The sequence below is a fragment of the Bradyrhizobium sp. ARR65 genome, assembly GCF_000472385.1.
Lineage (GTDB): Bacteria > Pseudomonadota > Alphaproteobacteria > Rhizobiales > Xanthobacteraceae > Bradyrhizobium.
Map to the genome: position 1 here is coordinate 1 of NZ_AWZU01000001.1, position 25,251 is coordinate 25,251.

22 protein-coding genes and 1 pseudogene are annotated in these 25,251 nt (G+C 63.4%); 13 read left to right on the forward strand and 10 right to left on the reverse strand.

All coding sequences use genetic code 11. From position 1 onward, the window contains the following. Window positions 1-815 precede the first annotated feature (815 nt). Complete coding sequence (locus tag F758_RS0100010; protein WP_245286384.1) at window positions 816-2,939, forward strand: tetratricopeptide repeat protein; 2,124 nt, start codon at window positions 816-818, stop codon at window positions 2,937-2,939. Between the two features lie 57 nt (window positions 2,940-2,996). Here the strand turns inward: F758_RS0100010 and F758_RS0100015 are convergent, their stop codons facing one another. The 3 genes from F758_RS0100015 to F758_RS0100025 form a co-directional block, all read right to left on the reverse strand. Then, the gene (locus tag F758_RS0100015) at window positions 2,997-3,617 is read right to left on the reverse strand and encodes a hypothetical protein (protein ID WP_024505913.1); all 621 of its coding nucleotides are present in this window, start codon (window positions 3,615-3,617) and stop codon (window positions 2,997-2,999) included. Window positions 3,618-3,869: 252 nt separating this feature from the next. Then, complete coding sequence (locus tag F758_RS0100020) at window positions 3,870-4,880, reverse strand: aldo/keto reductase (protein ID WP_024505914.1); 1,011 nt, start codon at window positions 4,878-4,880, stop codon at window positions 3,870-3,872. Window positions 4,881-4,960: 80 nt separating this feature from the next. Then, complete coding sequence (locus F758_RS0100025; protein WP_024505915.1) at window positions 4,961-5,386, reverse strand: PaaI family thioesterase; 426 nt, start codon at window positions 5,384-5,386, stop codon at window positions 4,961-4,963. A 70-nt stretch (window positions 5,387-5,456) separates the two neighbouring features. On the opposite strand from F758_RS0100025, the gene F758_RS0100030 reads away from it, so the two are divergent. Further along, window positions 5,457-6,083 (forward strand): NUDIX hydrolase, encoded by a 627-nt coding sequence (locus F758_RS0100030; protein WP_024505916.1) that lies wholly within the window; start codon window positions 5,457-5,459, stop codon window positions 6,081-6,083. 26 nt (window positions 6,084-6,109) lie between these two features. Further along, window positions 6,110-7,306 carry a hypothetical protein gene (locus F758_RS0100035; RefSeq protein WP_024505917.1) on the forward strand — a complete coding sequence of 399 codons (1,197 nt, stop codon included), beginning with the start codon at window positions 6,110-6,112 and terminating at the stop codon, window positions 7,304-7,306. 26 nt (window positions 7,307-7,332) lie between these two features. Here F758_RS0100035 and F758_RS0100040 read toward each other — a convergent pair whose 3' ends face one another. Beyond that, the gene (locus tag F758_RS0100040; protein ID WP_024505918.1) at window positions 7,333-7,635 is read right to left on the reverse strand and encodes a hypothetical protein; all 303 of its coding nucleotides are present in this window, start codon (window positions 7,633-7,635) and stop codon (window positions 7,333-7,335) included. 202 nt (window positions 7,636-7,837) lie between these two features. On the opposite strand from F758_RS0100040, the gene F758_RS0100045 reads away from it, so the two are divergent. Further along, complete coding sequence (locus tag F758_RS0100045; protein ID WP_502689112.1) at window positions 7,838-8,329, forward strand: hypothetical protein; 492 nt, start codon at window positions 7,838-7,840, stop codon at window positions 8,327-8,329. A 208-nt stretch (window positions 8,330-8,537) separates the two neighbouring features. On the opposite strand, the gene F758_RS0100050 is transcribed toward F758_RS0100045, so the two are convergent. Beyond that, entirely contained in the window at window positions 8,538-9,713 is a 1,176-nt protein-coding gene (locus F758_RS0100050; protein WP_024505920.1) for a YncE family protein, read from the reverse strand. A gap of 191 nt (window positions 9,714-9,904) precedes the next feature. On the opposite strand from F758_RS0100050, the gene F758_RS0100055 reads away from it, so the two are divergent. Further along, entirely contained in the window at window positions 9,905-10,705 is an 801-nt protein-coding gene (locus F758_RS0100055) for an SDR family NAD(P)-dependent oxidoreductase (protein WP_024505921.1), read from the forward strand. Between the two features lie 7 nt (window positions 10,706-10,712). On the opposite strand, the gene F758_RS0100060 is transcribed toward F758_RS0100055, so the two are convergent. Next, window positions 10,713-12,257, reverse strand: a complete 1,545-nt coding sequence (locus tag F758_RS0100060; RefSeq protein ID WP_024505922.1) for a cation:proton antiporter — start codon at window positions 12,255-12,257, stop codon at window positions 10,713-10,715. 136 nt (window positions 12,258-12,393) lie between these two features. Here F758_RS0100060 and F758_RS43065 point away from each other — a divergent pair. The 5 genes and pseudogenes from F758_RS43065 (at window position 12,394) to F758_RS0100085 (ending at window position 17,119) form a co-directional block, all read left to right on the forward strand. Beyond that, window positions 12,394-13,155: pseudogene (locus F758_RS43065) on the forward strand (tetratricopeptide repeat protein). Window positions 13,156-13,453: 298 nt separating this feature from the next. Continuing rightward, the gene (locus tag F758_RS0100070) at window positions 13,454-15,364 is read left to right on the forward strand and encodes a propionyl-CoA synthetase (protein WP_024505923.1); all 1,911 of its coding nucleotides are present in this window, start codon (window positions 13,454-13,456) and stop codon (window positions 15,362-15,364) included. Window positions 15,365-15,531: 167 nt separating this feature from the next. Continuing rightward, window positions 15,532-15,798, forward strand: a complete 267-nt coding sequence (locus F758_RS0100075; protein WP_024505924.1) for a hypothetical protein — start codon at window positions 15,532-15,534, stop codon at window positions 15,796-15,798. Between the two features lie 159 nt (window positions 15,799-15,957). Further along, window positions 15,958-16,164 (forward strand): DUF6494 family protein, encoded by a 207-nt coding sequence (locus F758_RS0100080; RefSeq protein ID WP_024505925.1) that lies wholly within the window; start codon window positions 15,958-15,960, stop codon window positions 16,162-16,164. A gap of 226 nt (window positions 16,165-16,390) precedes the next feature. After that, window positions 16,391-17,119: an OmpW/AlkL family protein gene (locus tag F758_RS0100085; RefSeq protein ID WP_024505926.1), complete on the forward strand. Its 729-nt coding sequence runs from the start codon at window positions 16,391-16,393 to the stop codon at window positions 17,117-17,119. A gap of 303 nt (window positions 17,120-17,422) precedes the next feature. Here the strand turns inward: F758_RS0100085 and F758_RS0100090 are convergent, their stop codons facing one another. Continuing rightward, complete coding sequence (locus tag F758_RS0100090; RefSeq protein WP_024505927.1) at window positions 17,423-18,118, reverse strand: DUF1013 domain-containing protein; 696 nt, start codon at window positions 18,116-18,118, stop codon at window positions 17,423-17,425. A gap of 305 nt (window positions 18,119-18,423) precedes the next feature. Between F758_RS0100090 and ispH the strand changes: the two genes are divergently transcribed. Genes ispH through rnhA form a run of 3 tightly spaced genes read left to right on the forward strand, consistent with a single transcriptional unit; the run spans window position 18,424 to window position 20,833 of the window. After that, window positions 18,424-19,386 carry a 4-hydroxy-3-methylbut-2-enyl diphosphate reductase gene (gene ispH, locus F758_RS0100095; RefSeq protein ID WP_024505928.1) on the forward strand — a complete coding sequence of 321 codons (963 nt, stop codon included), beginning with the start codon at window positions 18,424-18,426 and terminating at the stop codon, window positions 19,384-19,386. Between the two features lie 5 nt (window positions 19,387-19,391). After that, window positions 19,392-20,372 carry a homoserine kinase gene (locus F758_RS0100100; protein WP_024505929.1) on the forward strand — a complete coding sequence of 327 codons (981 nt, stop codon included), beginning with the start codon at window positions 19,392-19,394 and terminating at the stop codon, window positions 20,370-20,372. Beyond that, a complete protein-coding gene (rnhA, locus tag F758_RS0100105) occupies window positions 20,369-20,833 on the forward strand; it encodes a ribonuclease HI (RefSeq protein ID WP_024505930.1) in 465 nt (154 codons plus the stop codon). Before F758_RS0100100 ends, rnhA begins: the two co-directional genes overlap by 4 nt. 138 nt (window positions 20,834-20,971) lie before the next feature. On the opposite strand, the gene F758_RS0100110 is transcribed toward rnhA, so the two are convergent. The 3 genes from F758_RS0100110 to F758_RS0100120 form a co-directional block, all read right to left on the reverse strand. Beyond that, a complete protein-coding gene (locus tag F758_RS0100110) occupies window positions 20,972-21,457 on the reverse strand; it encodes a peroxiredoxin (protein WP_024505931.1) in 486 nt (161 codons plus the stop codon). A gap of 198 nt (window positions 21,458-21,655) precedes the next feature. Beyond that, window positions 21,656-23,344, reverse strand: coding sequence for a long-chain fatty acid--CoA ligase (locus tag F758_RS0100115; protein ID WP_024505932.1), 1,689 nt, complete (start codon window positions 23,342-23,344; stop codon window positions 21,656-21,658). A gap of 189 nt (window positions 23,345-23,533) precedes the next feature. Then, window positions 23,534-25,066, reverse strand: coding sequence for a serine hydrolase (locus F758_RS0100120; protein ID WP_024505933.1), 1,533 nt, complete (start codon window positions 25,064-25,066; stop codon window positions 23,534-23,536). Between the last annotated feature and the right edge of the window lie 185 nt (window positions 25,067-25,251).

The window sequence follows — 25,251 nt, forward strand, 5'->3', positions numbered from 1 at the left end:
CACCAGCCTGCGATGACCCTGTGCGGTGTTCGGGAATGTTTGCCGCAATGTGACGCTGCGAATGCAGGCATCCACCTTGTCCTTGGCCACGTCGATGCCGACGACACCGCTCTGATTTTGTGCCATCATCCACTCCCTTCCTTGCTCGATACGGGCTCGAAGCCCNTGCAACTGTTCGGGTTGGGAAGACCNCCGGAGCTGTCCCTCGCTCTGATCAACAGGCTCTGCGCCTTTGGGGCGTAACGGGCTCAGTTCCAGCGACGGGCGGTTTTCCGAGAACCGCCCGTTCGCGCATTCTGACAGTTTTCTTGGATACAAGGGGCGTTACGCGTCGTCACGAACGTGGTGCGGAATGCGGTGGACGCGGCGGTGCCGAGAGACGAGCGGCACAGGCGCGGACGGCGAAGTCGTGTGGTCCTGGCGCGCCCATGCAGGCGCCAAGTTGGCGACGATGCTTTGCGCATCGCGCCGATGACGGTGGCAAACAAGCTGGTTCACCGGGGAGAGCGCGGAGTAAGCCGTAAACCACTCGCGCAGGGAAGGCCGGAGTGTCTCCGCCTGTACCTGCGGTCACGCGCCCTTTGCGCAAGTTTCTTGGCGCGAGGGCCCCGGGTGCAGCGGCCACCCGGCCTTCCCTGCGCCCTCTTTATTTCTAGAGGGACGAAGATGATGCAAAGCTCGGGCGCGAAGCGCGCCGCGAGACTGCCGGCCCCTGGCTTCCACCCTGGTGTGGGCCATCCTTCAAGACGGCCGTCATCGAGCTGGGCTGCCTGAATAGCCGCGGTCATCCGTTTAACTTCCATCTGCGAGGTCTGGTGAAGAGGGATATTGTGGGACAAGCAGCGGTCGATCGGAAACTGCTAGAGGCGGTCGAACACTATGACGCGGGCCGGGCGGAGCAGGCCGGCGCGCTCTGCGCCGACATCCTCGACCTGCATCCGGATCACGTTCCGGCGCTGCACCTCTCCGCCGTCATTGCCTTCGTCAGCGATCGCGCGGCCGAGGGCGCAAAGCTGCTCGCTCGCGTCTTCAGTCTCGCGCCCGACCATGCGCCGGCGCTCGCCACGCTCGGCGATGCGCTCGCGGTGAAAGGCGAGCAGGAGGGCGCGGCGACGGCGTTCGAGCGAGCGGTGCTGCTGCAGCCGCAGGATGCCGGCCTGCACGCCAAGCTCGGCGCGTCCTTATGCGATCTGTCGCGCTTTGAACAAGCCGAAGGCAGTTTGCGCCGCGCGCTTGCGCTCGATCCCGAACTGACCCGCGCACGTTTCAACCTCGCCGTCGCGCTCGCCGGCCAAACCCGGTTCTCTGAGGCCGAGCAAGCCTACCGCGCCGTGCTCGCGCGCGATCCGCACTACCGCGGCGCCTGGCTCAACCTCGGCAACGTTCTCTCCGATCAAGGCAAGCTCGAGGAGGCGGTTGACGCCTATCGCCGGGCGCTGTCAGCCGATCCCGGCGATGCCGGCCTAGAGCGCAATCTCGGCGCGGCGCTCTATCAGCAAGGTCGGCTCGAGGACGCCATCAGCCATTACCGCCGCGCGATCGAGCTGGCGCCGGACGATGTCGACGCGCTGCGGCTGTTGGGCCTGACGCTGCATGAGGCGGGACGCCTGGAGGAGGCGGCGCAGGTCTATCGGCAGACAGCCCTCGATCCCGGCGACCACGTCATCCTGAGCAATCTTGCGGCCTGTCTTTGCGAGCTCGGTGAGCTCGACGAGGCCATGATGGCGGTCGAGCTCGCGATCGCACTCAAGCCTGACTATGCAATGGCGCACACCAATCGCGGCATCATCCTGGAGGCGAGGGGCGACATCGAGGCAGCGGTCGCCGCGCATCGCCGCGCCATCGAGGTCGACCCCGCCTTTGCCAAGGGCCATGCCAATCTGGCGGTTTCGCTGCGCAGCGCGGGCGAGCTCGATGAAGCACTCCGGGTGTCGCATCTGGCGATTACGCTCGATCCGGATCAGCCGCTGGCGCGATATAATCATGCGCATTTCCTCTTGATGAACGGCGACCTCAAGAACGGCTTCGAAGAGTTTCAGTGGGGCCGCAAATGCAAGCTGTGGTCTCACCACTATCCCGCGTTCAACCAGCCGGAATGGCAGGGCGAGCCGCTCGAGGGCCGCACGCTTTTGTTGTTCTCCGAATATGGGCTGGGCGACGCGCTGCAGCTCGTGCGCTACCTGCCGATGGTCATGGGGATCGGCGGCCCGGTCGTGCTGCAGGTCCAGCCTCCGCTGGTGCCGCTGTTGCGCGACATGCGAGGTGTGACCGTCGTCTCCCGCGGCGAGGCGCTGCCGCCGGTCGATCTGCAACTGCCCTTGATGGGTCTGCCGCGCGTGTTCGGCACGGAGCTCGATACAATCCCGGCCGCCGTTCCCTATCTGCATCCCGATGGGGAAAGGCTCGCGAAGTGGCGGCAGGCCCTTGGCTGCTCAACCTCGTTGAGGGTCGGCGTGGTCTGGGCCGGCAATCCGCTGCACAAGGGCGATCGGCAGCGTTCGCTGCCGGCGGATGAGCTGCTGCCGCGGCTGGTCACGCCGGGCGCGCAGCTCTTCAGCCTGCAGAAGGAGACGCGCGCTGCGGATGCGCCGGCTATGGCGGCGCTTGGCGCCGACATCATTGATCTCGCGCCGGCGCTTGGCGATTTCGCCGATACCGCGGCCGCAGTTGCGGCGCTCGATCTCGTCATCGCTGTCGATACGTCGGTTGCGCATCTCGCGGGCGCGCTCGGCCGTCCGGTCTGGCTGCTGCTGCCCTATGCGCTCGATTGGCGTTGGCTGCGGGACCGCGAGGATAGCCCCTGGTATCCGACCATGCGGCTTTTCCGCCAGGAGAAGCCGCGCGCGTGGGAGGGCGTCATCGCGCGCGCCTCCGCCGACCTCGCCCGCGTCGCGGCCGGCGAGCGGCAACTGTTGTGGCCGCCGTCCTCGAGATCCTGAGGGGCCGGCGTCGATTTTGAGGGTATGCAAGATTACAGGCCGAGGAGGGCTCATCCCTCAGCGATACGGGTCCTGCTTGATTGTCGGCGCGGACTGCCTGACGCGCCGTATCGTGATCGGCGAGCCGTCGGATTCGAATTGCAGTTGATAGGTCTTGCCGGCGTCGTCGGTGGCCGAGCAGGAGATGCTGGAGACCTGTCCGGCCGCGAAATTGCCGACCTGCTTGCACAGACCCGAGGAGGATTGCACGGCCGGTACCGGCAGGCCATCGACCTTCGGCCGTTCCTTGGATTTCAGCAGCATGCGGTCGATCGCCAGCAGGTAAAGGTTTGCCTGCGTGCGGTGGCCGTTCTCGCCGGAGAACGAGATCACGTGACTTTCGTCGGCGGGATCGTCGAGCGGCACGGTAAAATCGGCGCGCCCCTTCTCGCTATGAAAATAGGCGACGGTCTTGCACGTGAAATCGTGCCCGCCGATTTTCAGCGTGCTGCACGTGCCGGACATGAGCGCGTAAAGATCGATATCCGGATCGACTTCATCAGGCAGCGACTGAGCAAAGGATGTCGTCACAAAGCAAATGCCCGCGATCGCCCACGCCCGCCGGCAGAGCACCGCGACGATGCCGCTGCGAGCGGGCCGAAGCTTGAACAAGCGCAGTCCAATACGCCTCTCGGTCATGTATGGATCAAATACCCCGCCTATCGCCCGCACGACCCCGCTCGGGGACTGCGGCCAAATCATGCCTTCAATAGCACGACTTTGGGCGATTCCGGGGCAGTAATCATTGTCCTTCCCCGTTTACGCCGCTTCTCTCATCGACGGCGCGAACGACAGGTAAGTCCCGGTAATCTCTTCCGAAATACACATGCGCAACGGCGAGAGCGGCGTCCCGTCCAGGCCGTGCGTCATCGGCGCGGCTGCTGGTATCGCTCAGCCCGTGCGCGCCCGCCTTCCCTCGATCGGATAGGCCGGATCGTTGTAGCCGGGCGTCGAAGGGTGGCCTGTCACCACGAGCCGATCGATCAGCGCCTCGTCGTCCGCCGTGAATCTGTAATCGAGCGCGCGGATGTAGTCGTCCCATTGTTGTTCGGTGCGAGGGCCGGCGATCACCGAACTCACGAATGCAGAGTTCAGCACCCAGGCGACGGCGAATTGGCCGGCGGTGATGCCTTTGCCCTCCGCGTGCTGCTTGATCTCCTGCGCGAGCTTCAAGGATTCGGGCCGCCATTCCGTCTGCATCATGCGGGTGTCGTTGCGCCCCGCGCGCGTGTCCTTGTCGGGCGCGGCGTCCGGCTTGTATTTGCCGGTCAACACGCCGCGCGCGAGCGGGCTATAGGCCACGATGCCCAGCCCGTAATAGCCGCAGGCCGGAAAGTGCTCCACCTCCGGCATCCGGTTCATCGCGTTGTAATAGGGCTGGCTCGCGACGGGGCGGTCGATGCCGAGCCGGTCGCAGATGTTGCAGATTTCGGCGACGCGCCAGGCGCGATAGTTGGAGACGCCGAAATAGCGCACTTTGCCGGCGCGCATCAGCTCGCCCATCGCCCGCACAGTCTCTTCCAGCGGCGTCGCGTGATCTTCCTTGTGCAGGTAGTAGATGTCGATCCAGTCGGTGCCGAGCCGCTTGAGGCTCTCGTCCGCCGCCTGCAACACCCAGCGCCGCGACAGTCCCCCGCGATTTGGATCCTCGCCCATGGGGTTGGCGAGCTTGGTGGCGAGGACCCAGCTTTGCCGGTCGTTGGCGATGGCGCGGCCGACCACCTCTTCGGACGCGCCCTTGTTGTAGGCATCCGCCGTGTCGATGAAGTTGACGCCGGCCTCGCGCGCCTTCGCGATGATCCGCTGCGATGTTGCCTCATCCGTGGGCCCGCCGAACATCATGGTGCCCAGGCAAATCGGCGAAACCTTCAGGCCGCTGCGGCCGAGCTGGCGGTATTGCATGGATGTCATTCCTCCTTGGCGCGAGGCAAACGTACCGTCATTCCGGGGCGATGCGAAGCATCGCCCGACGTGCTCAAAATCTACTCGCTCTTCAAAATCTTGAACACGCCATTGGCCATGGCGATGCAACGCTCATCGACCGTGACCTCCGTCCGGATGAAGATCAGGCTGCGCGTCGAGCGCACCACGCGGGGCCGGGAGATCAGGATTTCGCCGATCTTGCCGGCCTCGACAAAATGCACGTCGAGTTGCACCGTCGCGAGCATCGGCTTGCCGGTGACGAAGCGCGCGGTCATGCCGCAGGTGCGGTCGGCAAATGTCATCAGCACGCCCCCCTGCACCAGGCCGCGGCGGTTGTGATGCTTGTCTTCGGTGTGGAGCGCGTATTCATACTCGCCGTCGACGACACGTTGCCAGAGCGGGCCGACGAGCTGGATGAATCCGGTTGCTTCGACAAGGGACCAGCCGTCGGATTTGAGTTTTGCCGCGACGGCCCGGTCGGTCATTTCGAATTTCCGTTTCTCAGATCTCAGCGCGGTCGTTTCATCGAATGCCGGACTGATGTAGTCAAGCGCCATGAGACCGTTCACTGATACCACGCGGCGGAATATCGCCGCGCTCTGCGCCGCGTTCGCGCGAGCGGCGCCGGTCGATTCAGCGCCCGGGCTGAAGCGCGCCGCCGTCGTGATCGCGCTCACGGGCGCGAATGAGGCGAGCGAGACGAGCTTCCTGCTGACGCGTCGCGCCGCGGGTCTGCGGGCGCATCGCGCGCAATGGGCATTGCCGGGCGGGCGATGCGATGCCGGCGAGACGCCGATCGAGGCGGGCTTGCGCGAACTCAACGAAGAGCTCGGGCTGACACTGACGGCTGCTGCGGTGCTCGGCCTGCTCGACGATTATCCGACCCGCTCCGGCTATCTGATCACGCCGGTGGTGGTGTGGGCGGATGGCGGGCAGGCGATCTCGCCGAATGCGCAGGAGGTCGCTTCCGTGCACGAGATTGCGCTTGACACGATCGAGCGCGCGGACGCCTTCGATTTCGTCACCATCCCTGAAAGCACGCGGCGGGTGATCCGCTTTCACTACGAAGGCCGGCTGATCCACGCCCCAACCGCGGCCATGATCTATCAATTTCGCGAGCTGCTGGCCGGGCGCCAGACCCGGGTTGCCGAGCTGGAACAGCCGGTGTTTGCCTGGAAGTAGCCTTGGTTTGCGCTACAACCGACGGCATGCATCACCGAATGATTCGTCTCCGCCTTTTCGCCGTCGCGCTCGCTCTGCCTCTGTTGGCCGTTCCGGCCTTTGCAGTTGATTCCGGTTCCCTCCCGCCGGCTGTCGCCGGCGCCATGGCGCAGGCGGTCCCGCCTGAGGTCATCCTCGACTATCGCCGCAAGCTCAAGGAATATCTCGAGGCCCGCAACGTCTTTGAGCAGGAGGCGGATGCCTATTGGAACCTGATCGCCGAGAAGCGCCGCGGTCGCAACGCCAAGCGGCGCGATCATCAAGAGATCACGCTTGACGATTACGTGCTGACCCAGCCGCCGGTCTATACCGGTCCGAAGCGGCCGGTGAACCCGGCGCCGGAGATCGAGCCGGAGGCGCCGGAGCGTCCGCGCAAACAGATTCCTGTCATGGCTGACCTGCTGAGAGCGGCTTCCGAGTATTTCCAATGGGCACCGCAGCGGCCTACCACCGAGATGGAGTTCAAGCGCGCCTATGCCCGCTTTGCCTCGGCCTCGGGGCTCACGCGCGAGCAGGCGGTGCGGGTCTATGCCTTCGAGACCGGCGGCGACGGCAGGCATGACTCGCAGTCGGGCCTGATCCACGGCTCGCGCGCGGTATCGACCGCGATCGGCTACAACCAGTTGCTCACCACCAACACCGTCGAACTCTTGGCCGAGCAGGGCCCCGGCTTCATCAAGGCCTTGGCGCAGAAGGCCGCCAATCTGTCCGGTCCCGCGCGGCAAGTGATGGACCACAAGCTTGCGGTGCTGAAGAAGATGGTGGCCTTGGCGCGCTCGGTGCCAGATGATTGGTCGGCGCATGCGAAGATCGGCGATAGCCCGCAGGGCTGGGCGCTGCACGCGATGGTGCTCGACATCGATGTCGGCCCGATGCTGCAGACCCACAAGCTTTTGACCTCGGTGATCTTCGCGCGCGAGAAAGGCTATATGCGTCCGCTCACGGCCGCCGAGCTCGAGATGATGAATCTCACCGGCGACGGCACCGGGTTCGACATGGTGACCATGCCGCAAATCATGCGGGAACAGGTGCCGACCTCGAATTTCTTCCAGCGGAGCGGTTATGAGCGCAACCCGGTGGCGATCCGCCACAACACGGTGGCAAAGCTGCTTGCGGTCACCGATGCGCGGATGGACGCCAACAGCAAACAAGCCGGCGCGAAGGAATTGGCTGCCGCGTTTTAGTATCCCCGTCGTCCCGGCTGGAAGACTTAATCTGATCCGAACATGAAGGTGCCGTCGCTTTCGAGATAGGGCCCGGTACGCATATAGAGCTGCCCATTCTGGCCGATGAAGAACAGCGTGCCTTTCGGCACCTTCCTCGCGCCCTTGAAGAGCAGGCCCGCGTTGTTGGTGCCCATCTTGTAGGTGAGCAGCTTGCCGTCCTTGCTATAGGCATAACCCGTGTCGTGCTTGAGCTCCCAGGGCGTCGGCGCCGAGGCCTGGGCCAACGCGGCCGCTACCGTTGCACTCAACGCGAGGGCGCCGAGAAACGCCTTTGTCGCAAATCGCATCATGATCGTTCTCCCATCCCCGAGGCCTGCGTTCGTTTTGAACAAATCGCGAACGCCGTCATGGCGTCAACATGACGCGGTCATCACAATCGGTCATCGCCAGCATCACGCGTCGCGGATGAGTTTGTGATTTCCCGTTGGTTGCCTCGCGACTATCTTCCGCATTTCCTTTAAGACAATTCGACAAAAGCAGATGATTGGGATGATTCGAATGAACCACGTCATAAGAGTTTCAGGAGGGGCCCTGTTGGCGTTTTCGACGCTGGTCGCCGCGGCCAAGGCGGACGAATTGTTCAAGCTCGCCAACAATCAGCGGATCTCGTGCAGCCGAGGGCTTGCCCCGGGGAAACTCAACACCGCCACGTGCAAGTCCTACACCTATATCTTCAACACCAGGACGTCTGAATATTATCGCTGCCAGGTTTCGCTCGCGCTGACGCGCGACAACAAGGAAGTCATCAACGTGCAGACCGACGGCAGTTGCAGCAAGAAGCCGCGGATATTCGATACCGATTCTCATTACGCATTCGACGCCACCGAGACCGAGCCGCCGAACACCAATTCGTTCTTCGGCCAGGGCGGCTACTCGATCTGGGCCGCCGATACCACGCAGCAGAAGGTGCGCGGCTGCATCACGATTTCTTCGGGGCTCGGCTCCGACATCTCGAAATGTCTGGATATGACCTTCCAGTGAGGAGCTGAAGGCGCGCGTCGGAACATGATTTGTTTTGATGCGAAGGACGAAGTTCTCCCACTCCCCGCATTTCGCGGGGAGTGGGTCGGGGTGAGGGGCTCCATCCAAGCACTGAGCTCGCGGAGAGTGCCCCCTCACCCGGATTTCTTCGCGATCCGACCTCTCCTCGCAAGCGGGGCGAGGTGCACTCGCGACATCCGTATCTTCGTCAATGTCCCATCCGGGCCGAGGCGGGATGGCCGGGGACCTGGAAACGCTTGCCGGTGTCGGTGACCTTGGTGCCGTTGACCTTCAGGATCGAAAAATCGTTGCTCAGGAAGTTGCCGGCCAAAAGGTATTTGCCGTCCGGCGTGAACACGACGGCCTCCGGCAATCCGCCGACCTCGATGTCCTGGGTCTTGGTCACCTTCTTGCCGTCGATCTTCAGGATCGAGAGGCTGCCGTCCTTGTGATAGAAGAACGCTTTCTTCATGTTGGAGCCGCGCAGGATGGCGGCGACCGCGAGATCGCCCTTCGGGCTTATCGCGAGCCCTTCCGGCCCGTCGCCGACCACGACGCGATCGATGATGCGCGGCGGATTGGCCTCGAGGTCGACCACGCTCGTGGTATCGACGCTGCCGTCGGAGGAGCCTGCGCCGCCATTGTCCGATGTCAGCGCGAGCTTGCCATTGGGCGACACCACGACGTTATAGGGCCATTGTCCGGTCGGCAGGTCGATCTTGCTGTAGGTCACCTTGCCGCCCGCGATATCGAGCACGGAGAGCTTATGCGCGGGAAAGCGCGTCACCAGTGCCCGCTTGCCGTCGGGTGTGAACACCACATGCGAGACGCTGTCCGGCATCTGCACCGTGTCGGTGACCTTGACGTCGGTGCCGTTGACCGAGAGCACGCTGATGGAGTTGTCGGCGCGGTTGGCGACCAGTGCCATTTTCCCGTCCGGGCTGAAGCTCAGGCCTGAGGGCTGCTTGCCGCCGGTAATGGTCGCGGCGAGCTTGGGTGGGCTCGCCTTGAGATCTATGACATAGATCTTGTTGTCCGGCACTTGTTTCAGCGCTTCGCCCTCCTTAACGACGTCGACGGAGTCGGCGACCAGCGCAACCGAGCCTGAGGGGTCGATGTCGACATTGACCGGCGGTCCGACCACGGAGTTCTTCAAGGGCAGGCTCGCGACGATTTTCGGGCTCTCCGGATTGGCGAGGTCGACGATCAGCACCTGGTCCTTGCCGGGCGCTGAGAGGATCGGCTTGCCGTCGTCATCCCACACCGTCTTCTCGTCGAGCCCGACGATCATGAAGGGTTTTGCAAGAGCTGAGGTCAGCAGGCTGGAGCCGCAGAGCAGCATTGCGGCTGAAAATGATACGCGGACAAAGCGATTGAATTGCATTATGGCGTTCTCCCGGATGGCCGGCGTTCTTCGAGGCCGGCATTCGCGCGCGCCAGACTACGCAGTGAAGCCCGCTCTTGCTAGTAGCGAAAGCGAACCAAGGGCGCGTCATTCGAGCGGCTTGACCTGGCGTGCCCGTTAAGCGAATGGCATGCGCGTCCGATAAGCAGAAACGACAAGGGGAGTTCGCGATGGATCGGCTCAAGGGCAAGGTGGCACTGGTGGTGGGCGCCGGCTCGATCGGCCCGGGCTGGGGCAACGGCAAGGCGACTGCGGTCACTTTTGCACGCGAGGGCGCGCTGGTGCTCTGCGTCGACCGCAACGCCGCGGCAGCCGAGGAGACCGCCAAAATCATCGCCGGCGAAGGCGGCAAGGCGAGCGCGTTCACCGCCGACGTCTCCCGCGCCGGCGAGGTCGAGGCGATGGTTGCCGCCTGTCTCAAGGCTTACGGCCGCATCGACGTGCTGCACAACAATGTCGGCATCGCGGAAATGGGCAGCGTGGTCGATGTGACCGAGGCGGAATGGGACCGCGTCTTCGCGATCAATCTGAAGAGCGCCTATCTCGCCATGAAGCACGTGATCCCGGTCATGGTGGCCCAGGGCGGCGGCTCCATCATCAACATTTCATCGATCGCCTCGATCCGCCATGTCGGCATCTCCTATGTCAGCTACGGCGCCAGCAAGGCGGCGATGAACCAGATGACGCGCACCACCGCGGTCGAGTTCGCGAGCAAGCACGTCCGCGTTAACGCCATTCTGCCTGGCCTGATGAAGACGCCGATGGTCGAGCATTCCGCCGGGCTCGCGCAAAGCTACGCGAAGGGCGATGTGGACGCGATGTGGCGCGCCCGCGACGCGCAGGTACCGATGGGCCACATGGGCGACGCCTGGGATGTCGCCAATGCCGCGCTGTTCCTGGCCTCCGACGAGTCCCGCTACATCACCGGCATTGAGCTCGTGGTCGACGGCGGTCTGACCTGCAGGGCGTGAAGCCTCGTCAGCCGTGCGCGCCAAGCTCGGCCCGGTCGAGTTCCTCCTCGATCTGATGGAAAGCGTCGTCGCCGATCGCCTCCGATTCCCGCAGGCGCAAGATCGCGTCCCGCGCGGCTGCGATCGCACGCCGTCGCAGCGGATCGGCGGGCAGCTCGCCCGTCGCAAGGCCGCCATTGGGATCGCCGTCGGCCTGCAGCAGGAGGCCGCGATATTCGAGCCGCAAAAGCTCGGCTTCCTCGGAAGGATCGCCCTCGATCTCTTCGAGCGCCGCGCGATAGGCCGCGCCGCGCGCGTAGGCCACTTCGCCTGCCATGAAATCATCTTCCTTCAACTGCAGCGCCAGGATCAGCGGCCGCAGCGTCAGGCCCTGAATGATCAGCGATCCGAGCACGACGGCAAAGGCGGTCAGCAGGATCAGATCGCGATAGGGGAAGCCCTCCGGCAGCGCGAAGGCCGCCGCGAGCGTGACAATGCCGCGCATGCCGCACCAGGACACAATCATGCCGCCCTTCAGTGTCGGCAGCCTGAAGCTTCTGCCCGCGCGGAGCCAGCCTTGCGCGACCAGCGCGCGCAGGCTCGTGCCATAGATTGCGATCCAGACGATGCGGGCGAGAATCACTGCCGCGAGCGCCGAAGCTGCAACTTCAGAATATTGCAGCCGCACCGCATCGTCGAGCCGCGTCCAGATCGGGCGTAGCTGCATGCCGATCAGAATGAAGGCCAGCACGTTGAGGATGAACACCGCGGTTTCCCAGACCGCATAGGTCGGCACGCGCAAACGCGCCGGCGTCCGCGCAGGTGCGGTGCGGGCGAGGACGATTGCGTAGACGACAATGGTCAAAATGCCTGACAGCCCGAGATGCTCGGCCACGATCCAGACCGTGAAGACGCCGACGAATTGCAGGATGATCGCGCTCGGCGCATCGTCAAAGCGGGGCAGGGCCAGAAACCAAAGTCTGCCGCAGAGGTAGCCGGCAGCAACGCTGCCAAGCAGGCCCAGGGCGACCGATGACCCAAACTCGCTCCAGCTCAGATGCTCCATGGCGAAAGCGGTCACGGCAATCCGATAGATCAGGAGCGCGCTGGCGTCGTTGAGCAGGCTCTCGCCTTCGAGAATTTTCATCAGCCGGTAGGGCAGCTTGACCTGGCGCAGGATGGCGGTTGCGGCCGCCGCATCCGGCGGCGCGACGATGGCGCCGAGCGCGACCGCGGCCGGCCACGGCATGTCCGGCAGCCACCAGTGCACCAGCACGGCCACGGCCGCGGTGGTGACACCTACGGCAGCCACGACCAGCGTCGAAATCGGAAGCCAATTGCGGCGCAGGTCCCGCACCGAGGTGTCGTAGGCGGCATCCATCAGCACCGGCGCAACGAACAGCGCTAATGCGAGCTTAGGCTCCAGTGTCCAGGAGGGGCTCGCAGGCACGAAGGCGAGCAGCGCACCGCCCGCCGCCAGGAATGTCGGGTAGGGCACGCACGCCCGCCGCGCAAGCGCCGACAGCACCACCGCGCCGAGCAGCAATGCGATGATCCATTCGAATGTCGTCAAGCAAAATACCCCGAGATCTGCGACTTTGCAGCAGCGACGCGGCAATCTACATCAAAATTCGCATGTATAGTGGCGCGGCCGTCGAGCGGCCTGGCCCGACAATATCGCATTCGCGGACGATTCGATGCGGCTTGGGATGAGAGCTTGGATCTTGATTGCGGCGCTTGTCTCGCTGCCGTGCGCTGCCGGGTTCCGGACCGCGCGTGCGACAGGAACGGAAGCGGAGAAAGTGCCGCCGGTCGATCCGGCGCCTTGCCTCGCGGCGATCACCGGAAATGACGAGGACAGGATCATGGTCGCCTGCGGCGCCCTGATCGACAACGACAAGACCGCGAAGGCCGACCGTCTCAAGGCCCTGATCGCGCGCGGTGAGGTGCTTGCGCGCAAGGATCAGACCGATCGCGCGATCGCCGATTACGACGCCGTGCTCCAGCTCGATCCGACGCTGGCCGATATTTTCAATGCCCGCGGCGAGCTGTGGTGGAAAAAGGGCGATCGGCCCAAGGCCGTCTCCGATTTCGCCGCCGCGCTCAAGCTCAATCCGGATCACCCCGCGGCAAGAGCCAATTAAAAACGCCTGGCCCGGGAGCTGGAGCGTCTGGGGGCGCAGATGGCCGTCGCGGGCAAGCCGAGCTTCAATTGTGGAAGCGCCCACCGTCCCGTTGAGAGGGCGATCTGCGCCAGTCCCGATCTCGCCGATCTTGATCGGCAGATCGACGTTTTGAACAGCAAGCTGGTGCGCGCGGCATCGGCCGAGAACCCGCGCGCGGCCCACGAGCTCCAGCGGCAGCAGGCGGACTTTATCGCACAGCGCAATGCCGCCTTCGGCCGTCCCGGTTACGACCTGCAGAAGGCGTTGCGGGAACGGCTGGATCATTTGCTCGCGATCGAGCGGTAAGGCGAGCTCTGTCCGCGCATGTCGTTCAGCTCTCCTTGCGGGAGAAGTGGACGGTTGCCGTACCGGTTCAACTGCCCCAGTGACGCGCGGGCATTTCCGCCGTTAGCCGAACGGAGCATTTCTTTTCGACTTGAATTGTTCGCTCGCCGCGTGACAATGCCCGCAAAATCGCCAAGCCTCCGCATGCGTCGTGCCCGGGCTTGACCCGGGCATCCACGCCTTTCTTGCTTTTGGCGAAAGCGTGGATGGCCGGGACAAGCCCGGCCATGACGAAAGGAGAGGCCGGGAGGAAGACGCCATGAACGTTCAGGGAAAGAGCCGCTATCACGAGGTCTATGCCCGCTCGCTTGCCGATCCGGAAGCGTTTTGGGCGGAAGCGGCACAGGATATCGACTGGATCGAGCCCGCGAAGAAGATCTTCGACCCCGCCATGGGCACTTACGGCCGCTGGTTCGCGGGCGCCGTCGTCAATACCTGCTACAACGCGCTCGACCGTCATGTCGCGAATGGACGTGCCGATCAGGCGGCGCTGATCCATGATTCCCCGCTCACCAATGCCATTACCAGATTTACCTATGCCGAGCTCCTCAAGGAGGTGCAGACGCTCGCCGCGGTGATGTCCGATTTCGGCGTTACCAAGGGCGACCGTGTTATCCTTTATATGCCGATGGTGCCGGAAGCGGTGGTGGCGATGCTGGCCTGCGCGCGCATCGGTGCGGTGCACAGCGTCGTGTTCGGCGGCTTTGCGGCCAAAGAGCTGGCGAGCCGTATCGACGATGCCAGACCAAAGCTGATTTTCTCGGCAAGCTGCGGCATCGAGCCCGGCCGCATCGTGCAATACAAGCCGCTTCTGGATGAGGCGATCAAGATCGCATCCACCCAGCCACAAGCCTGCATCATCCTGCAGCGCCCGCAATCGCCTTGCGATCTCACGGCCGGTCGCGACTATGACTGGAGCAGCCTGCGCCGCAGGGCACTCCTCGCCGGCAAGTCTGCGCCGTGCATTCCGGTGCTCGCGACCGATCCGCTCTACATCCTCTACACCTCAGGGACCACCGGGGTGCCGAAGGGTGTGGTGCGCGACAATGGCGGGCATCTGGTCGCGGTGAAATGGTCGATGTTCAACCTTTATGGCGTCAATCCAGGCGAAGTCTGGTGGTGCGGCTCCGATATTGGCTGGGTGGTCGGCCATTCCTACATCGTCTATGGCCCGCTATTCCATGGCGCGACCTCGATCATGTATGAGGGCAAGCCGGTCGGCACACCCGATGCCGGCGCATTCTGGCGCGTGATCAGCGAGCACAAGGCAGTTGCCTTCTTCACCGCGCCGACGGCCTTTCGCGCCATCAAGAAGGAAGATCCTGAGGGCAGACTGATCAAGCAGTATGACCTGTCGCGCTTCCGCACGCTCTTCCTCGCCGGCGAGCGCGCGGATCCGCCAACGGTGGAGTGGGCGGAGGCGCAATTGAAGGTGCCCGTGATCGATCATTGGTGGCAGACGGAGACCGGCTGGTGCATCGCCGGCAATCCGGTCGGCCTGGGTATGCTCCCAGTCAAGCATGGCTCGCCGACTGTGCCGATGCCGGGTTATCAGGTCGACATCGTGGACGAAGCGTCCAAGCCTGTGCCCGCGGGCACCATGGGCTCCATCGTGATCAAGCTGCCGATGCCGCCGGGCTGCCTGCCGACGCTGTGGCAGCAGGATGCACGTTTCAAGGACTCCTATCTATCGGAGTTTCCCGGCTACTACAAAACCTCCGATGCCGGCTTCAAGGACGAGGACGGCTATGTCTGGGTGATGGGCCGCACTGACGACATCATCAATGTCGCCGGCCACAGGCTGTCGACCGGCGGCATGGAGGAGATTCTGGCCTCGCACCCCGATGTCGCCGAATGCGCCGTGCTCGGCATCAAGGACGCGATCAAGGGCGAGGTGCCGTGCGGCTTTCTGGTGCTGAAGGCGGGCGTGACGCGCGCGCCGGATGAGATCGAAAAGGAGATCGTGGCCCTGGTGCGTGAGAAGCTAGGGCCGGTAGCGGCATTCAAGCTCGCCATCACAGTGGGTCGTCTGCCGAAGACGCGTTCGGGCAAAATCCTGCGCGGCACCATCAAGAAGATGGCTGATGGCGAACCCTGGACGATGCCGGCCACCATCGAGGAGCCCAAGGTGCTCGACGAGATCGGCGCTGCGCTAAAGGGCAGGGTGTGACTTTCACGACGTCATTCCGGCGCCTTGCGCCAGCGACGAACCCGGAATCTCGCGCCGCAATCTCGAGATTCCGGGTTCGCGCGCGAGCGCGCGCCCCGGAATGACGGAGGGACTTACAAATTCCTCAATCTGCGCTACTGAGGGCGGACCAAAGGCAAGGAATTTGTATGCGACTGAAGAAGTCTCGATGTGTGATCGCCCTCACTCTCATCGCCCTCTCGCTCACCGCCTGTGCTTCGCGTTATGATGCGCCGATGTCGGCGGGCCTCAGCGAGGACGATGACACCTATTGCCGGGCCAATGGCGGCCCCGCTGGTTCGCCGCAATATGTCGCCTGCCGAAGGGACCGCGACGTCCAGCGCAGCAACGCGATCACGCGCGCCGACAAGAAGCAGCGCGACCTCGGCGAATGGATGATGAATCATCCGAACTAGAGCATGATCCGGACCCGGAAGGGCGCGTCAGCGCAAAGTGGAAACCGGTCTTCCCTTAGCTAACAAACGCGAACCGTTTGCGCGGAGATTGCTTTCAAACGAAGAGATGAAATCATGATCCGGATCATGATCTCATCGTAACCGATGCGGGAGGCCTTCATGAACGAAGACGTCTTCAACGAGAGTTTACGCAGGTTTCTGAAAAAGGTCGGCATCACCTCGCAGCGCGAGATGGAAAAGGCGGTGCGTGAAGCCATCGCGAGCGGTCGCCTCAAGGGTCATGAAAAGCTGCCGGCCAAAATGGTGTTGACGCTCGGCGGCATCAATCTCACCCACGAGATCTCGGAGGAGATTGAGTTGGGGTAGTGACGCGCTCAGCCGTGCCCCGCAAAGGCAGGGCATGACTAGAGTGGTGGTGGTTTCCTATCGCGTTTCGGACGCCACTCGTTCGCATTGGCAGCTGTTGTTGCGCGCCTGCAACATCGCGGCGCATTGCGGCGCCGTTTGACTGAGATCAAATCCTTCAGCCCCCAGACCTGCTCTGAAACCGTGTCGCGCAAATCCTGCGGCGACACGGCTTATGGGGACTGAAATGAAGAGAATAATGCTGGGCGCGTCGTCGCTGCTGGTCATTGCCGGGGCGCTCACCGGGGCTGGGCTGACGGCGCAGGCTGCTGACCTGCCGGTCTATAAGAAGGCGCCGCCGACTGTTGAGCCCTGGAATCCCTGGATGATTCGCGTTCGCGCCCTTGGGGTGATTCCCGATGCATCGGGCAGCAACGTCAACGTGCTCGGCGTGCCCGCGTTGTCATCGCCGAACTCCGGCCTTTCGATCAGCAATTCGGTCGTCCCTGAACTCGACATCAGCTACTTCTTCACCAAGAACATCGCGGCCGAACTCATCCTGGGCGCGACCAAGCACCACGTCACGGGCACCGGGAGCTTGGAGGGGCTGGATATCGGCAAGTCGTGGCTGCTGCCGCCGACGCTTACGTTGCAGTATCACTTCACCGATCTGGGGCCGTTTAAGCCCTATATCGGCGCCGGCGTGAACTATACGTGGTTCTTCAGCCAGACCGCCGCCAACGTGCCGTGGAACGGACTCGCGGTGACCCAATTCCACATCAGCAACGCCTTCGGTGCGGCCGTGCAGGTTGGTTTCGACTATATGTTCGACCGCCATTGGGGCCTGAACTTCGACGTCAAAAAGCTGTTCCTGCAGCCGAATTACTCGGCGACGGTTAGCGGCGGCATCCCCGTCTTGGGACGTGCGAATATCGATCCATGGCTGGTGGCAGGCGGCGTCACTTACAAGTTCTAGGCTAGAGCATGATCCGGAAAAGTGTGTGCGGTTTTCCGAAAAAGATCATGCTCAAAACAAAGGTTGGAACGCGGATGGCGCGCTCCAAAGACCGGCTGCGGGCATTGCCTGGGAAGGACGAGGCCAGTTTCCAAAGCCGCGCTCTCATGGGATGGGAGCGCGGTTGTGTTTGGCCTGTCATCACCCGCAAAGGCGGGTGATCCAGTACTCCAGATACGCCAGTGATCGAGCCGAGAGACCGCGGTGTACTGGATGCCCCGCCTTGCGCGGGGCATGACCGCAAAAAGTACGGCTGATTGCCCCTTACTCTTCTTCGTCCTGCTTCTTGCCGCCCAGCGTTTTCAGCTTCGCGAACACCGCATCGACATTGAGGTCGTCGCTCTTCTTCTCGGCGCCCTCGAACTCCGGCTCCTTGCGGGTCGTCTCGGAAGCTGGCAGCAGAGTGGCGCCGGCATAAGCCGCATCTGCCGGCTTCTCCTTGGCGGCGCGCTGCACCTCGAAATCGAGCTCGAGCTGCGAGCACAGGCCGAGCGTGACAGGGTCCATCGGAGTGAGGGTGGAGGCATTCCAATGGGTGCGGTCACGCACGCTCTGGATGGTGCTCTTGGTGGTGCCGACCAGGCGCATGATCTGCGCGTCCTTCAGCTCGGGGTGGTTGCGGACCAGCCAGAGGATTGCGCTCGGCCGCTCATGGCGGCGCGACACGGGCGTGTAACGCGGGCCTTTGCGCTTGGCCTGGGGTGGCAGGACTACCTTGGTCTCCTGCAACCTCAGGCGGTAGTTCGGGTCCCTTTCGCCCTTTTCGATCTCCTCGCGGGTCAACTGGCCGTTGGAAATCGGGTCCATGCCCTTGATCCCCTGGGCGGCGTCGCCGTCGGCAATGGCGCGCACTTCCAGCGGGTGCATCTTGGTGAAATCGGCGACCTGGTCGAAGGTCAGCGCGGTATTATCGAGCAACCAGACAGCAGTCGCCTTGGGCATCAGGGGGGCGTTGCTCATGGCAAATCTCCTTTGTGCTTCGCCCACCTGTTGCGCAGGCGAAACCGGTGGTCATCAACGATGACGGGAATTATCCTCTATATAGGGCCTATAGGCCCCGTGACGCAATGGGCCAAGCCGCGAGGATGCTCCTCGCGGACTAGCTTTTTGATTGCGCAAGATCTTTTCGAAAAACCGGTACCCACTTTTCCGGATCATGCGTCACAAATTGCCTTGACAGCGCCTGAAAGCAGTCCCAAGTCCTAGGCCGTGTCGACCGTCCCTGGCCCGCCGGTGAGGGGTGATTCGGTCCCGAGATCGCTCCCATGCCAGCCAAACCAGACCTGAAAATCGTGCTTTGCTCGCCACGGGGCTTCTGCGCCGGGGTCGTGCGGGCGATTGATACCGTGGAACGGGCCCTGACCATCTATGGCGCCCCGGTCTATGTGCGCCACGAGATCGTTCACAACAAATACGTCGTGGACGGCCTCAAGAAGAAGGGCGCCATTTTCGTCGAGGAACTCGCTGAAATCCCCGATAATACCAATGCACCTGTGGTGTTTTCCGCCCATGGCGTGCCGAAATCGGTTCCCGCCGAGGCGCAGGAGCGCAATTTCTTTTCACTGGACGCCACCTGCCCGCTGGTCACCAAGGTGCACCGGGAGGCGGCGATCCACTTCAAGCGCGGCCGCGAGATCCTTCTGATCGGCCATTCCCATCACCCGGAGGTGGTCGGCACGCTCGGCCAGTTGCCCGCGGGCGCGGTGACCCTGATCGAGACCGCCGAAGATGCCCAGACCTTCACCCCCAAGGACCCCGACAACCTCGCCTTTGTGACCCAGACCACGCTCTCGATCGACGACACCGCCGATATCGTCGCCATCCTCAAGGGGCGTTTCCCGAACATTTCCGGGCCGCACAAGGAAGACATCTGCTACGCCACCACCAATCGCCAGCTCGCGGTGAAGAAGGTGGCGCCTGTCGTGGATGCACTGATCGTGGTCGGCGCGCCCAATTCGTCGAACTCGCAACGCCTGCGCGAGGTCGCCGAACGCGAGGGCTGCCCGATTGCGGTCCTGGCCCAGCGCGCCAGCGATATCGACTGGAAGCGTTTTGACGGCATCAAGAGCCTCGGCATCACCGCGGGTGCCTCCGCACCGGAGGTTATTGTCGAGGAGATCATGGACGCCTTCGCCGAGCGCTACCAGTTGCATGTGGAGACGGTGTCGGCCGCGGAAGAGAACGAGTTCTTTCCGCTGCCGCGTTCGGTGCGGCCCGACGCGGCGTAAACCACATGGCGGTCTATACCGACGTCGCCGCCGACGAGCTTGCCGGATTCTTGAGCCAGTACGACCTCGGCGATCTCCTGTCCTACAAGGGGATCGCCGAAGGCGTCGAGAATTCCAATTTCCTGTTGCACACCTCCAAGGGCTCCTTCATCCTGACGCTCTATGAGAAGCGCGTCGCGCGAGGTGATCTGCCGTTCTTTCTCGGCCTGATGACGCATCTCGCCGCCCACGGCATCAATTGCCCGCAGCCGGTGACGAACAGAGGCGGCGAGGCGCTGAGCGAGCTCGCAGGCAGGCCTGCGGCGATCATCACCTTCCTGGAAGGCATCTGGCCGCGCAAGCCGAACGCAACCCATTGCGCCGGCGTCGGCCAGGCGCTCGCGAAAATGCACCTGGCGGGCCGCGATTTTGCGATGTCGCGGGCGAATGCTCTGTCGGTTGCGGGCTGGCGGCCGCTGTTCGACGCCGCGAAGGCGCGCGCCGACGAGGTGCAGCCGGGTTTGCGCGACTTTCTCGCCACTGAACTCGATTTTCTCGAAAGCGGCGTGTGGCCGAGCAATCTGCCTGAAGGCGTCATTCACGCCGACCTGTTTCCGGACAATGCCTTCTTCCTTCGCGATCAGCTCTCCGGCATCATCGATTTCACCTTCGCCTGCAACGACATCCTCGCCTATGATGTGGCGATCTGCCTGAACGCCTGGTGCTTCGAGGCCGATCATTCCTTCAACGTCACCAAGGCACGCGCCTTCCTGTCGGCCTATGGCCGCGAGCGCAAGTTGACCGATGCCGAGCAGGACGCGTTGCCGCTGCTCGCGCGTGGGGCGGCGATCCGCTTTCTTTTGACGCGGCTGGTCGACTGGCTGAACGTGCCGCCGGGCGCGCTGGTCAAGCCCAAGGATCCGCTCGAATATGTCCGCAAGCTGCGCTTCCATCAGAGCGTGAACAGCGTGCGCGATTACGGACTCGCGGCGGGGCTGGTGGCGTGAGCGCGCTGCCCAGGGTCACCGTCTATACCGACGGCGCCTGCTCCGGCAACCCGGGCCCGGGCGGCTGGGGCGCGATCCTGCGGTTCGGCGAAGTCGAGAAGGAATTGAAAGGCGGCGAGCTCCACACCACCAACAATCGCATGGAGCTGATGGCGGCGATCTCGGCGCTGGAGGCTTTGAAAAAACCCTGCGAGGTCGAGCTTTACACCGACAGCCAATATGTGCGCCAAGGCATCACCGGCTGGATCCATGGCTGGAAGCGCAACGGCTGGCGTACCGCAGACAAGAAGCCCGTTAAGAATGTCGAGCTATGGCAGCGGCTCGATGCCGCGCTCAAGCCGCATCAGGTGCATTGGCACTGGGTCAAGGGCCATGCCGGCCACGACGAGAACGAGCGCGCCGACCAGCTTGCCCGCGACGGCATCGCCATGGCGCGCATGCAGCAGCGGGTGAGGGAGTAGGCGATCGCTCGTCATTCCGGGGCGCCTCCAACGGGGCCGCGCAAAGCGCGGTCCGATGACAGGCTTCGAGGCGAGCCCCGGAAAACTCGAGATTCCGGGTTCGATGCTTTGCATCGCCCCGGAATGACGACAAAGAAACTAGAGCTGCGCCAGCAGCGTGTCGCCGCCGGAGACCTCGACCTTGCCAGGGGCGGGCTCGAGATTGAGCTTCTTCACCACGCCGTCTTCGACCAGCATGGAATAGCGCTTGGAGCGGATGCCCAGCCCGTTGGCGGAGGCATCGAGCTCCATGCCGATGGCCTTGGTGAAATCGGCATTGCCGTCGGCGAGGAAGACGGCTTCATCGCGTTGGTCGGTGTCGCGCTTCCAGGCATTCATGACGAAGGCATCGTTGACGGAGACGATGGCGATGGTATCGACGCCCTTGTCCTTGATCGCATAAGCGTTCAGGAAAATGCTGGGCAGGTGCATCTTGTGGCAGGTGCCGGTATAGGCGCCGGGCACCGCGAACAGCGCCACCTTCTTGCCCTTGAAAATATCGTCGGTGGTTTTGACCTGGATGCCGTCCGCCGTCATGATGCGGAATTGAGCTTGCGGCAGCTTGTCGCCAACTTGAATGGTCATCGTCATCTCTCCTTCTTGGGGCGGCGGAGTTTTAATGTATTTTGGACGAGGAGGAAATCACTTCGGGCGCGTGACACAGTCACCGTCATTTCCGGGCGCTCGCAGAGCGAGCGAACCCGGAATCTAGAGGTTGTGGAGCGAGATTTCCGGGTTCGGTGCTGTCGCACCGCCCCGGAATGACGGGGTGAATGGCGGCACTCACGCCGCCGCCGCCGCGCTCTTCTCCTCGCGCAACTGGCGGCGCAGGATCTTGCCGACATTTGTCTTGGGCAGATTGGTCCTGAACTCGATGTGCTTGGGCACCTTGTAGTTGGTCAGTTGCGAGTGACAGAATTTGGTGATCTCCTCCGCAGTAACGTTCGGGTCCTTCTTCACCACGAAAGCCTTCACCGCCTCGCCCGATTTCTCGTCGGGCACGCCGATCACGGCGCATTCCAGAACGCCCGGGTGGCTTGCGATCACTTCCTCGATCTCGTTCGGATAGACGTTGAAGCCCGAGACCAGGATCATGTCCTTCTTGCGGTCGACGATCTTGATGAAGCCGTCGGGTCCCATCACGCCGATATCGCCGGTGCGGAAATAGCCGTCCGCGGTCATCACCTTGGCGGTCTCGTCCGGCCGGTTCCAGTAGCCCGACATCACCTGCGGTCCCCTAGCGCAGATTTCGCCGGGCTGCCCAAGTGGCACCTCGTTGCCATCATCGTCGCGGATCGAGATAGAGGTCGATGGCACGGGAATGCCGATCGAGCCGTTGAACTCGGTCGCCGTCGCCGGATTACAGGTGAGCGTCGGCGAAGTCTCCGACAGGCCGTAGCCTTCGGCGATTGGACAGCCGGTGATCTTCTTCCACTGCTCGGCCACCGGGCGCTGCACCGCCATGCCGCCGCCGTTCGAGATCTTCAGCTTGGAGAAATCGACCTTGGCGAAATCGGGATGGTGCATCAGCCCGTTATAGAGCGTGTTCACCGCCGGGAAGCTGTTGACCTGGTACTTCATCAATTCCTTGATGAAGCCGCCAATATCGCGCGGATTGGGGATGAGCAGATTGGCGCCGCCGGCGCGCAGTGCCAACAGATAGCAGGCCGTCAGCGCGAAGATATGGTAGAGCGGCAGCGCGCAGACGACGAGGAGCTGGTCGATCTGCGGCGGCCGACTAAGCGCCGGCTGCAGCCAGGCATCGTTCTGCAGCACATTGGCGACGATGTTGCGATGGAGCAGCGTCGCTCCCTTGGAAACGCCGGTCGTGCCGCCGGTATATTGCAGGAAGGCGACGTCGTCGGGGCCGATCTTGGCTTTGGAGAAGGGCAGGTTGCGCCCCGCGGCGAGCGCATCGTTGAAAGGGACGGCGCGTGGAATCGAAAACGCCGGCACCATTTTCTTCACCCGCCGCACCACCAGGTTAACGATCACGCCCTTGAAGCCGAGCAGGTCGCCCATGCTGGCAACAATCACGTGCTTGACCTGGGTCTGCGGCAGCACCTGTTGCACTACATGCGCGAAATTCTCCAGCACGATGATGGCTTCAGCGCCGGAATCCTTGAGCTGGTGGTCGAGCTCGCGCGGGGTGTAGAGCGGATTGACGTTGACGACGGCGAAGCCGGCGCGCAGCACGGCCGCGATCGCAACTGGATATTGCAGCACGTTGGGCATCATCAGCGCGACACGGGCGCCCTTGGCCAGGCCCTTGCTTTGCAAATAGGCGGCGAGCGAGGCCGACATCTCGTCGAGATCGCGGTAGCTAATCGACTTGTCCATGCAGATGAAGGCCCTGCGGTCCGCGAACTTCGCAAAGCTCTCTTCCAGGAGATCGACCAGTGAGGCGTACTGGCTGGGGTCGATATCGGCGGGCACGCCGGGTGGGTATTGCTTGAGCCAGATCCGCTCCATGGCCTTCCCTTCTGATTGATCGGCTCACTCCGGCATCTTCGATGCGGAGGGCCTGTTTTGGCGCAGTATTGGGCCATGGCGGAGCCCATGGCAAGCCGCCGGGGAACTTACGCGGATTTTCGCTTGATGCCTTGATTTAAGCCATTGCGCGGCCGGCGCATGCATTGGCACGGCCGCGCCCGAGAGCGCTCAGCTCGCCGGCTTGCCGTCGGATGAGGAGCCCTTCGGCGCGGGCTTCGACTCGCCCGTTGCCGCCTTGGGCTTGGCCGCCACCGATTTCGGCTTGGCCGGTTTGGCGGCCGTGCTGCCGCCGCTCGCCGCGGGCTTGTCAGATGCGGGCTTGGCCGACGCATCGGGCTTGGCGTTGGCGTGCTTGATGGCGGCGGGTTTTGCGGCCGCCTTCGGTTCGGTTTTCGCGTCCTTGCCTGTGGCCTTGGAGTCCTTGCCGTTGGCCTTGGCGTCGGCCTTTGGTTCGACGGCGGCATCCGGCTTGGTTGCCGCGACCCGCGACTTCTTGTTCTTGGCGCCGTTACTCTTGGCAGCATGCCTGGGATTCTGATTCTGACTGTCGGCGTCGGCCGACACAGCGGCGATCAGGTCCGCGCCGCTCCGGGTCGGCCCGGTGTAGACCACAACCGGCTCTGCCGCGTCGGCCGGTGCGGCTATCAAAGCGGCCACGTTGGCGACCTGCGGCTGCAGCCCCGAAGTATAGAACATCAGGTTGGAGTCGCCGCTGCCGGGCGTTCCGCTGTTGCTTGCGACCGTGTCGTCCTCGTCGCTGGCCGGCTTGTGGCGCTTGCCGCCGCACATCTCGTCGCGCAGGTTGGGCGGCGAGGTGTCCACCGGCACGAGGTCCTCCACCTTGCCGAGCGAGGGGCGCAGCCAGGCGAGCGAGTTGGACGCAAAGCCGCGCTCCAGCATCTGCGCGGCGCGCACCGCGCGCATCTGGCCCGAGGAGGCGCCCAGCACCACCGCGATCAGCCGCTTGCCATTGCGCGTCGCGGAGGCCACGAGATTATAGCCGGAGGCACAGATGAACCCAGTCTTGAAGCCATCGGCGCCGGGATAGCGGCCGATCAGCTTGTTGAAGTTTTGCGTGACCCTGTGGCCGAAGCGGATGGCCGGAATGTGCACGAAGTACTCGTATTCCGGCAGGTCGTGCAGGAACGCGCGCGCCAGGATTCCGAGGTCGCGCGCCGAGGTGATCTGGCCATCGGCGGGCAAGCCGTTCGGGTTGACGTAGCTCGTCTGCGTCATGCCGAGTTTTCGCGCGGTCTCGTTCATCATTGCGCAGAAATCGTCGATCGAGCCGCCCACGCCTTCGGCGAGGACGACGGCCATGTCGTTCGCCGACTTCACCAGCATCATCTTCAGCGCGTTATCGACGGTGACCTGGGTGCCCGGCCTGAAGCCCATTTTCGACGGCGATTGCGAGGCTGCTGTCGGCGACACCGTGAGCAGCGTATCGAGCGTGATCTTGCCGTCCTTGACCGCCTTCAGCGTGACATAGGCGGTCATGATCTTGGTGACGGAGGCCGGATACCACGGCATCGTCGCGTTCTCGGCCTCCAGCACCTTTCCGGTATCGGCCTCGATCAGCAGATGCGCTTCGGCGTAGGCGAGCCGCGGCGCGACCAGCGCGAGCACGGCCGCGAGAAGGATGCCGCTCAGCGATGCCTTGCGAAACCAAATACGAAAGAGCGAGGTGCGAAGAAGAGGCACTATCCGATTCCGGTGCTTTGAGACCCGCTCTTGAATCCTTGAGGAGAAGAGGAGGTCCCGGATGTGACGTTCGGGTTTCAAGCGTGTCCGGCGCCGGCGGGCACAGTGATGCAAACCTATACCGGCTCGGCCGTCCAGAACAGAGGCTAGCGCGACTAATTCGACGCCGAAGCGGGCCGAATTTC

Bases quoted from the DNA above. Each gene is read 5' to 3' on its own strand.
- F758_RS0100070 (WP_024505923.1), top strand. From the start codon at position 13,454: ATGAACGTTCAGGGAAAGAGCCGCTATCACGAGGTCTATGCCCGCTCG.
- F758_RS0100090 (WP_024505927.1), bottom strand. From the start codon at position 18,118: ATGAGCAACGCCCCCCTGATGCCCAAGGCGACTGCTGTCTGGTTGCTC.
- F758_RS0100045 (WP_502689112.1), top strand. From the start codon at position 7,838: ATGATTCGAATGAACCACGTCATAAGAGTTTCAGGAGGGGCCCTGTTG.
- F758_RS0100075 (WP_024505924.1), top strand. From the start codon at position 15,532: ATGCGACTGAAGAAGTCTCGATGTGTGATCGCCCTCACTCTCATCGCC.
- ispH (WP_024505928.1), top strand. From the start codon at position 18,424: ATGCCAGCCAAACCAGACCTGAAAATCGTGCTTTGCTCGCCACGGGGC.
- F758_RS0100035 (WP_024505917.1), top strand. From the start codon at position 6,110: ATGCATCACCGAATGATTCGTCTCCGCCTTTTCGCCGTCGCGCTCGCT.
- F758_RS0100050 (WP_024505920.1), bottom strand. From the start codon at position 9,713: ATGCAATTCAATCGCTTTGTCCGCGTATCATTTTCAGCCGCAATGCTG.
- F758_RS0100020 (WP_024505914.1), bottom strand. From the start codon at position 4,880: ATGCAATACCGCCAGCTCGGCCGCAGCGGCCTGAAGGTTTCGCCGATT.
- F758_RS0100115 (WP_024505932.1), bottom strand. From the start codon at position 23,344: ATGGAGCGGATCTGGCTCAAGCAATACCCACCCGGCGTGCCCGCCGAT.
- F758_RS0100030 (WP_024505916.1), top strand. From the start codon at position 5,457: ATGAGACCGTTCACTGATACCACGCGGCGGAATATCGCCGCGCTCTGC.
- F758_RS0100025 (WP_024505915.1), bottom strand. From the start codon at position 5,386: ATGACCGACCGGGCCGTCGCGGCAAAACTCAAATCCGACGGCTGGTCC.
- F758_RS0100080 (WP_024505925.1), top strand. From the start codon at position 15,958: ATGAACGAAGACGTCTTCAACGAGAGTTTACGCAGGTTTCTGAAAAAG.
- F758_RS0100015 (WP_024505913.1), bottom strand. From the start codon at position 3,617: ATGACCGAGAGGCGTATTGGACTGCGCTTGTTCAAGCTTCGGCCCGCT.
- F758_RS0100040 (WP_024505918.1), bottom strand. From the start codon at position 7,635: ATGCGATTTGCGACAAAGGCGTTTCTCGGCGCCCTCGCGTTGAGTGCA.
- F758_RS0100085 (WP_024505926.1), top strand. From the start codon at position 16,391: ATGAAGAGAATAATGCTGGGCGCGTCGTCGCTGCTGGTCATTGCCGGG.
- F758_RS0100055 (WP_024505921.1), top strand. From the start codon at position 9,905: ATGGATCGGCTCAAGGGCAAGGTGGCACTGGTGGTGGGCGCCGGCTCG.
- F758_RS0100110 (WP_024505931.1), bottom strand. From the start codon at position 21,457: ATGACCATTCAAGTTGGCGACAAGCTGCCGCAAGCTCAATTCCGCATC.
- F758_RS0100100 (WP_024505929.1), top strand. From the start codon at position 19,392: ATGGCGGTCTATACCGACGTCGCCGCCGACGAGCTTGCCGGATTCTTG.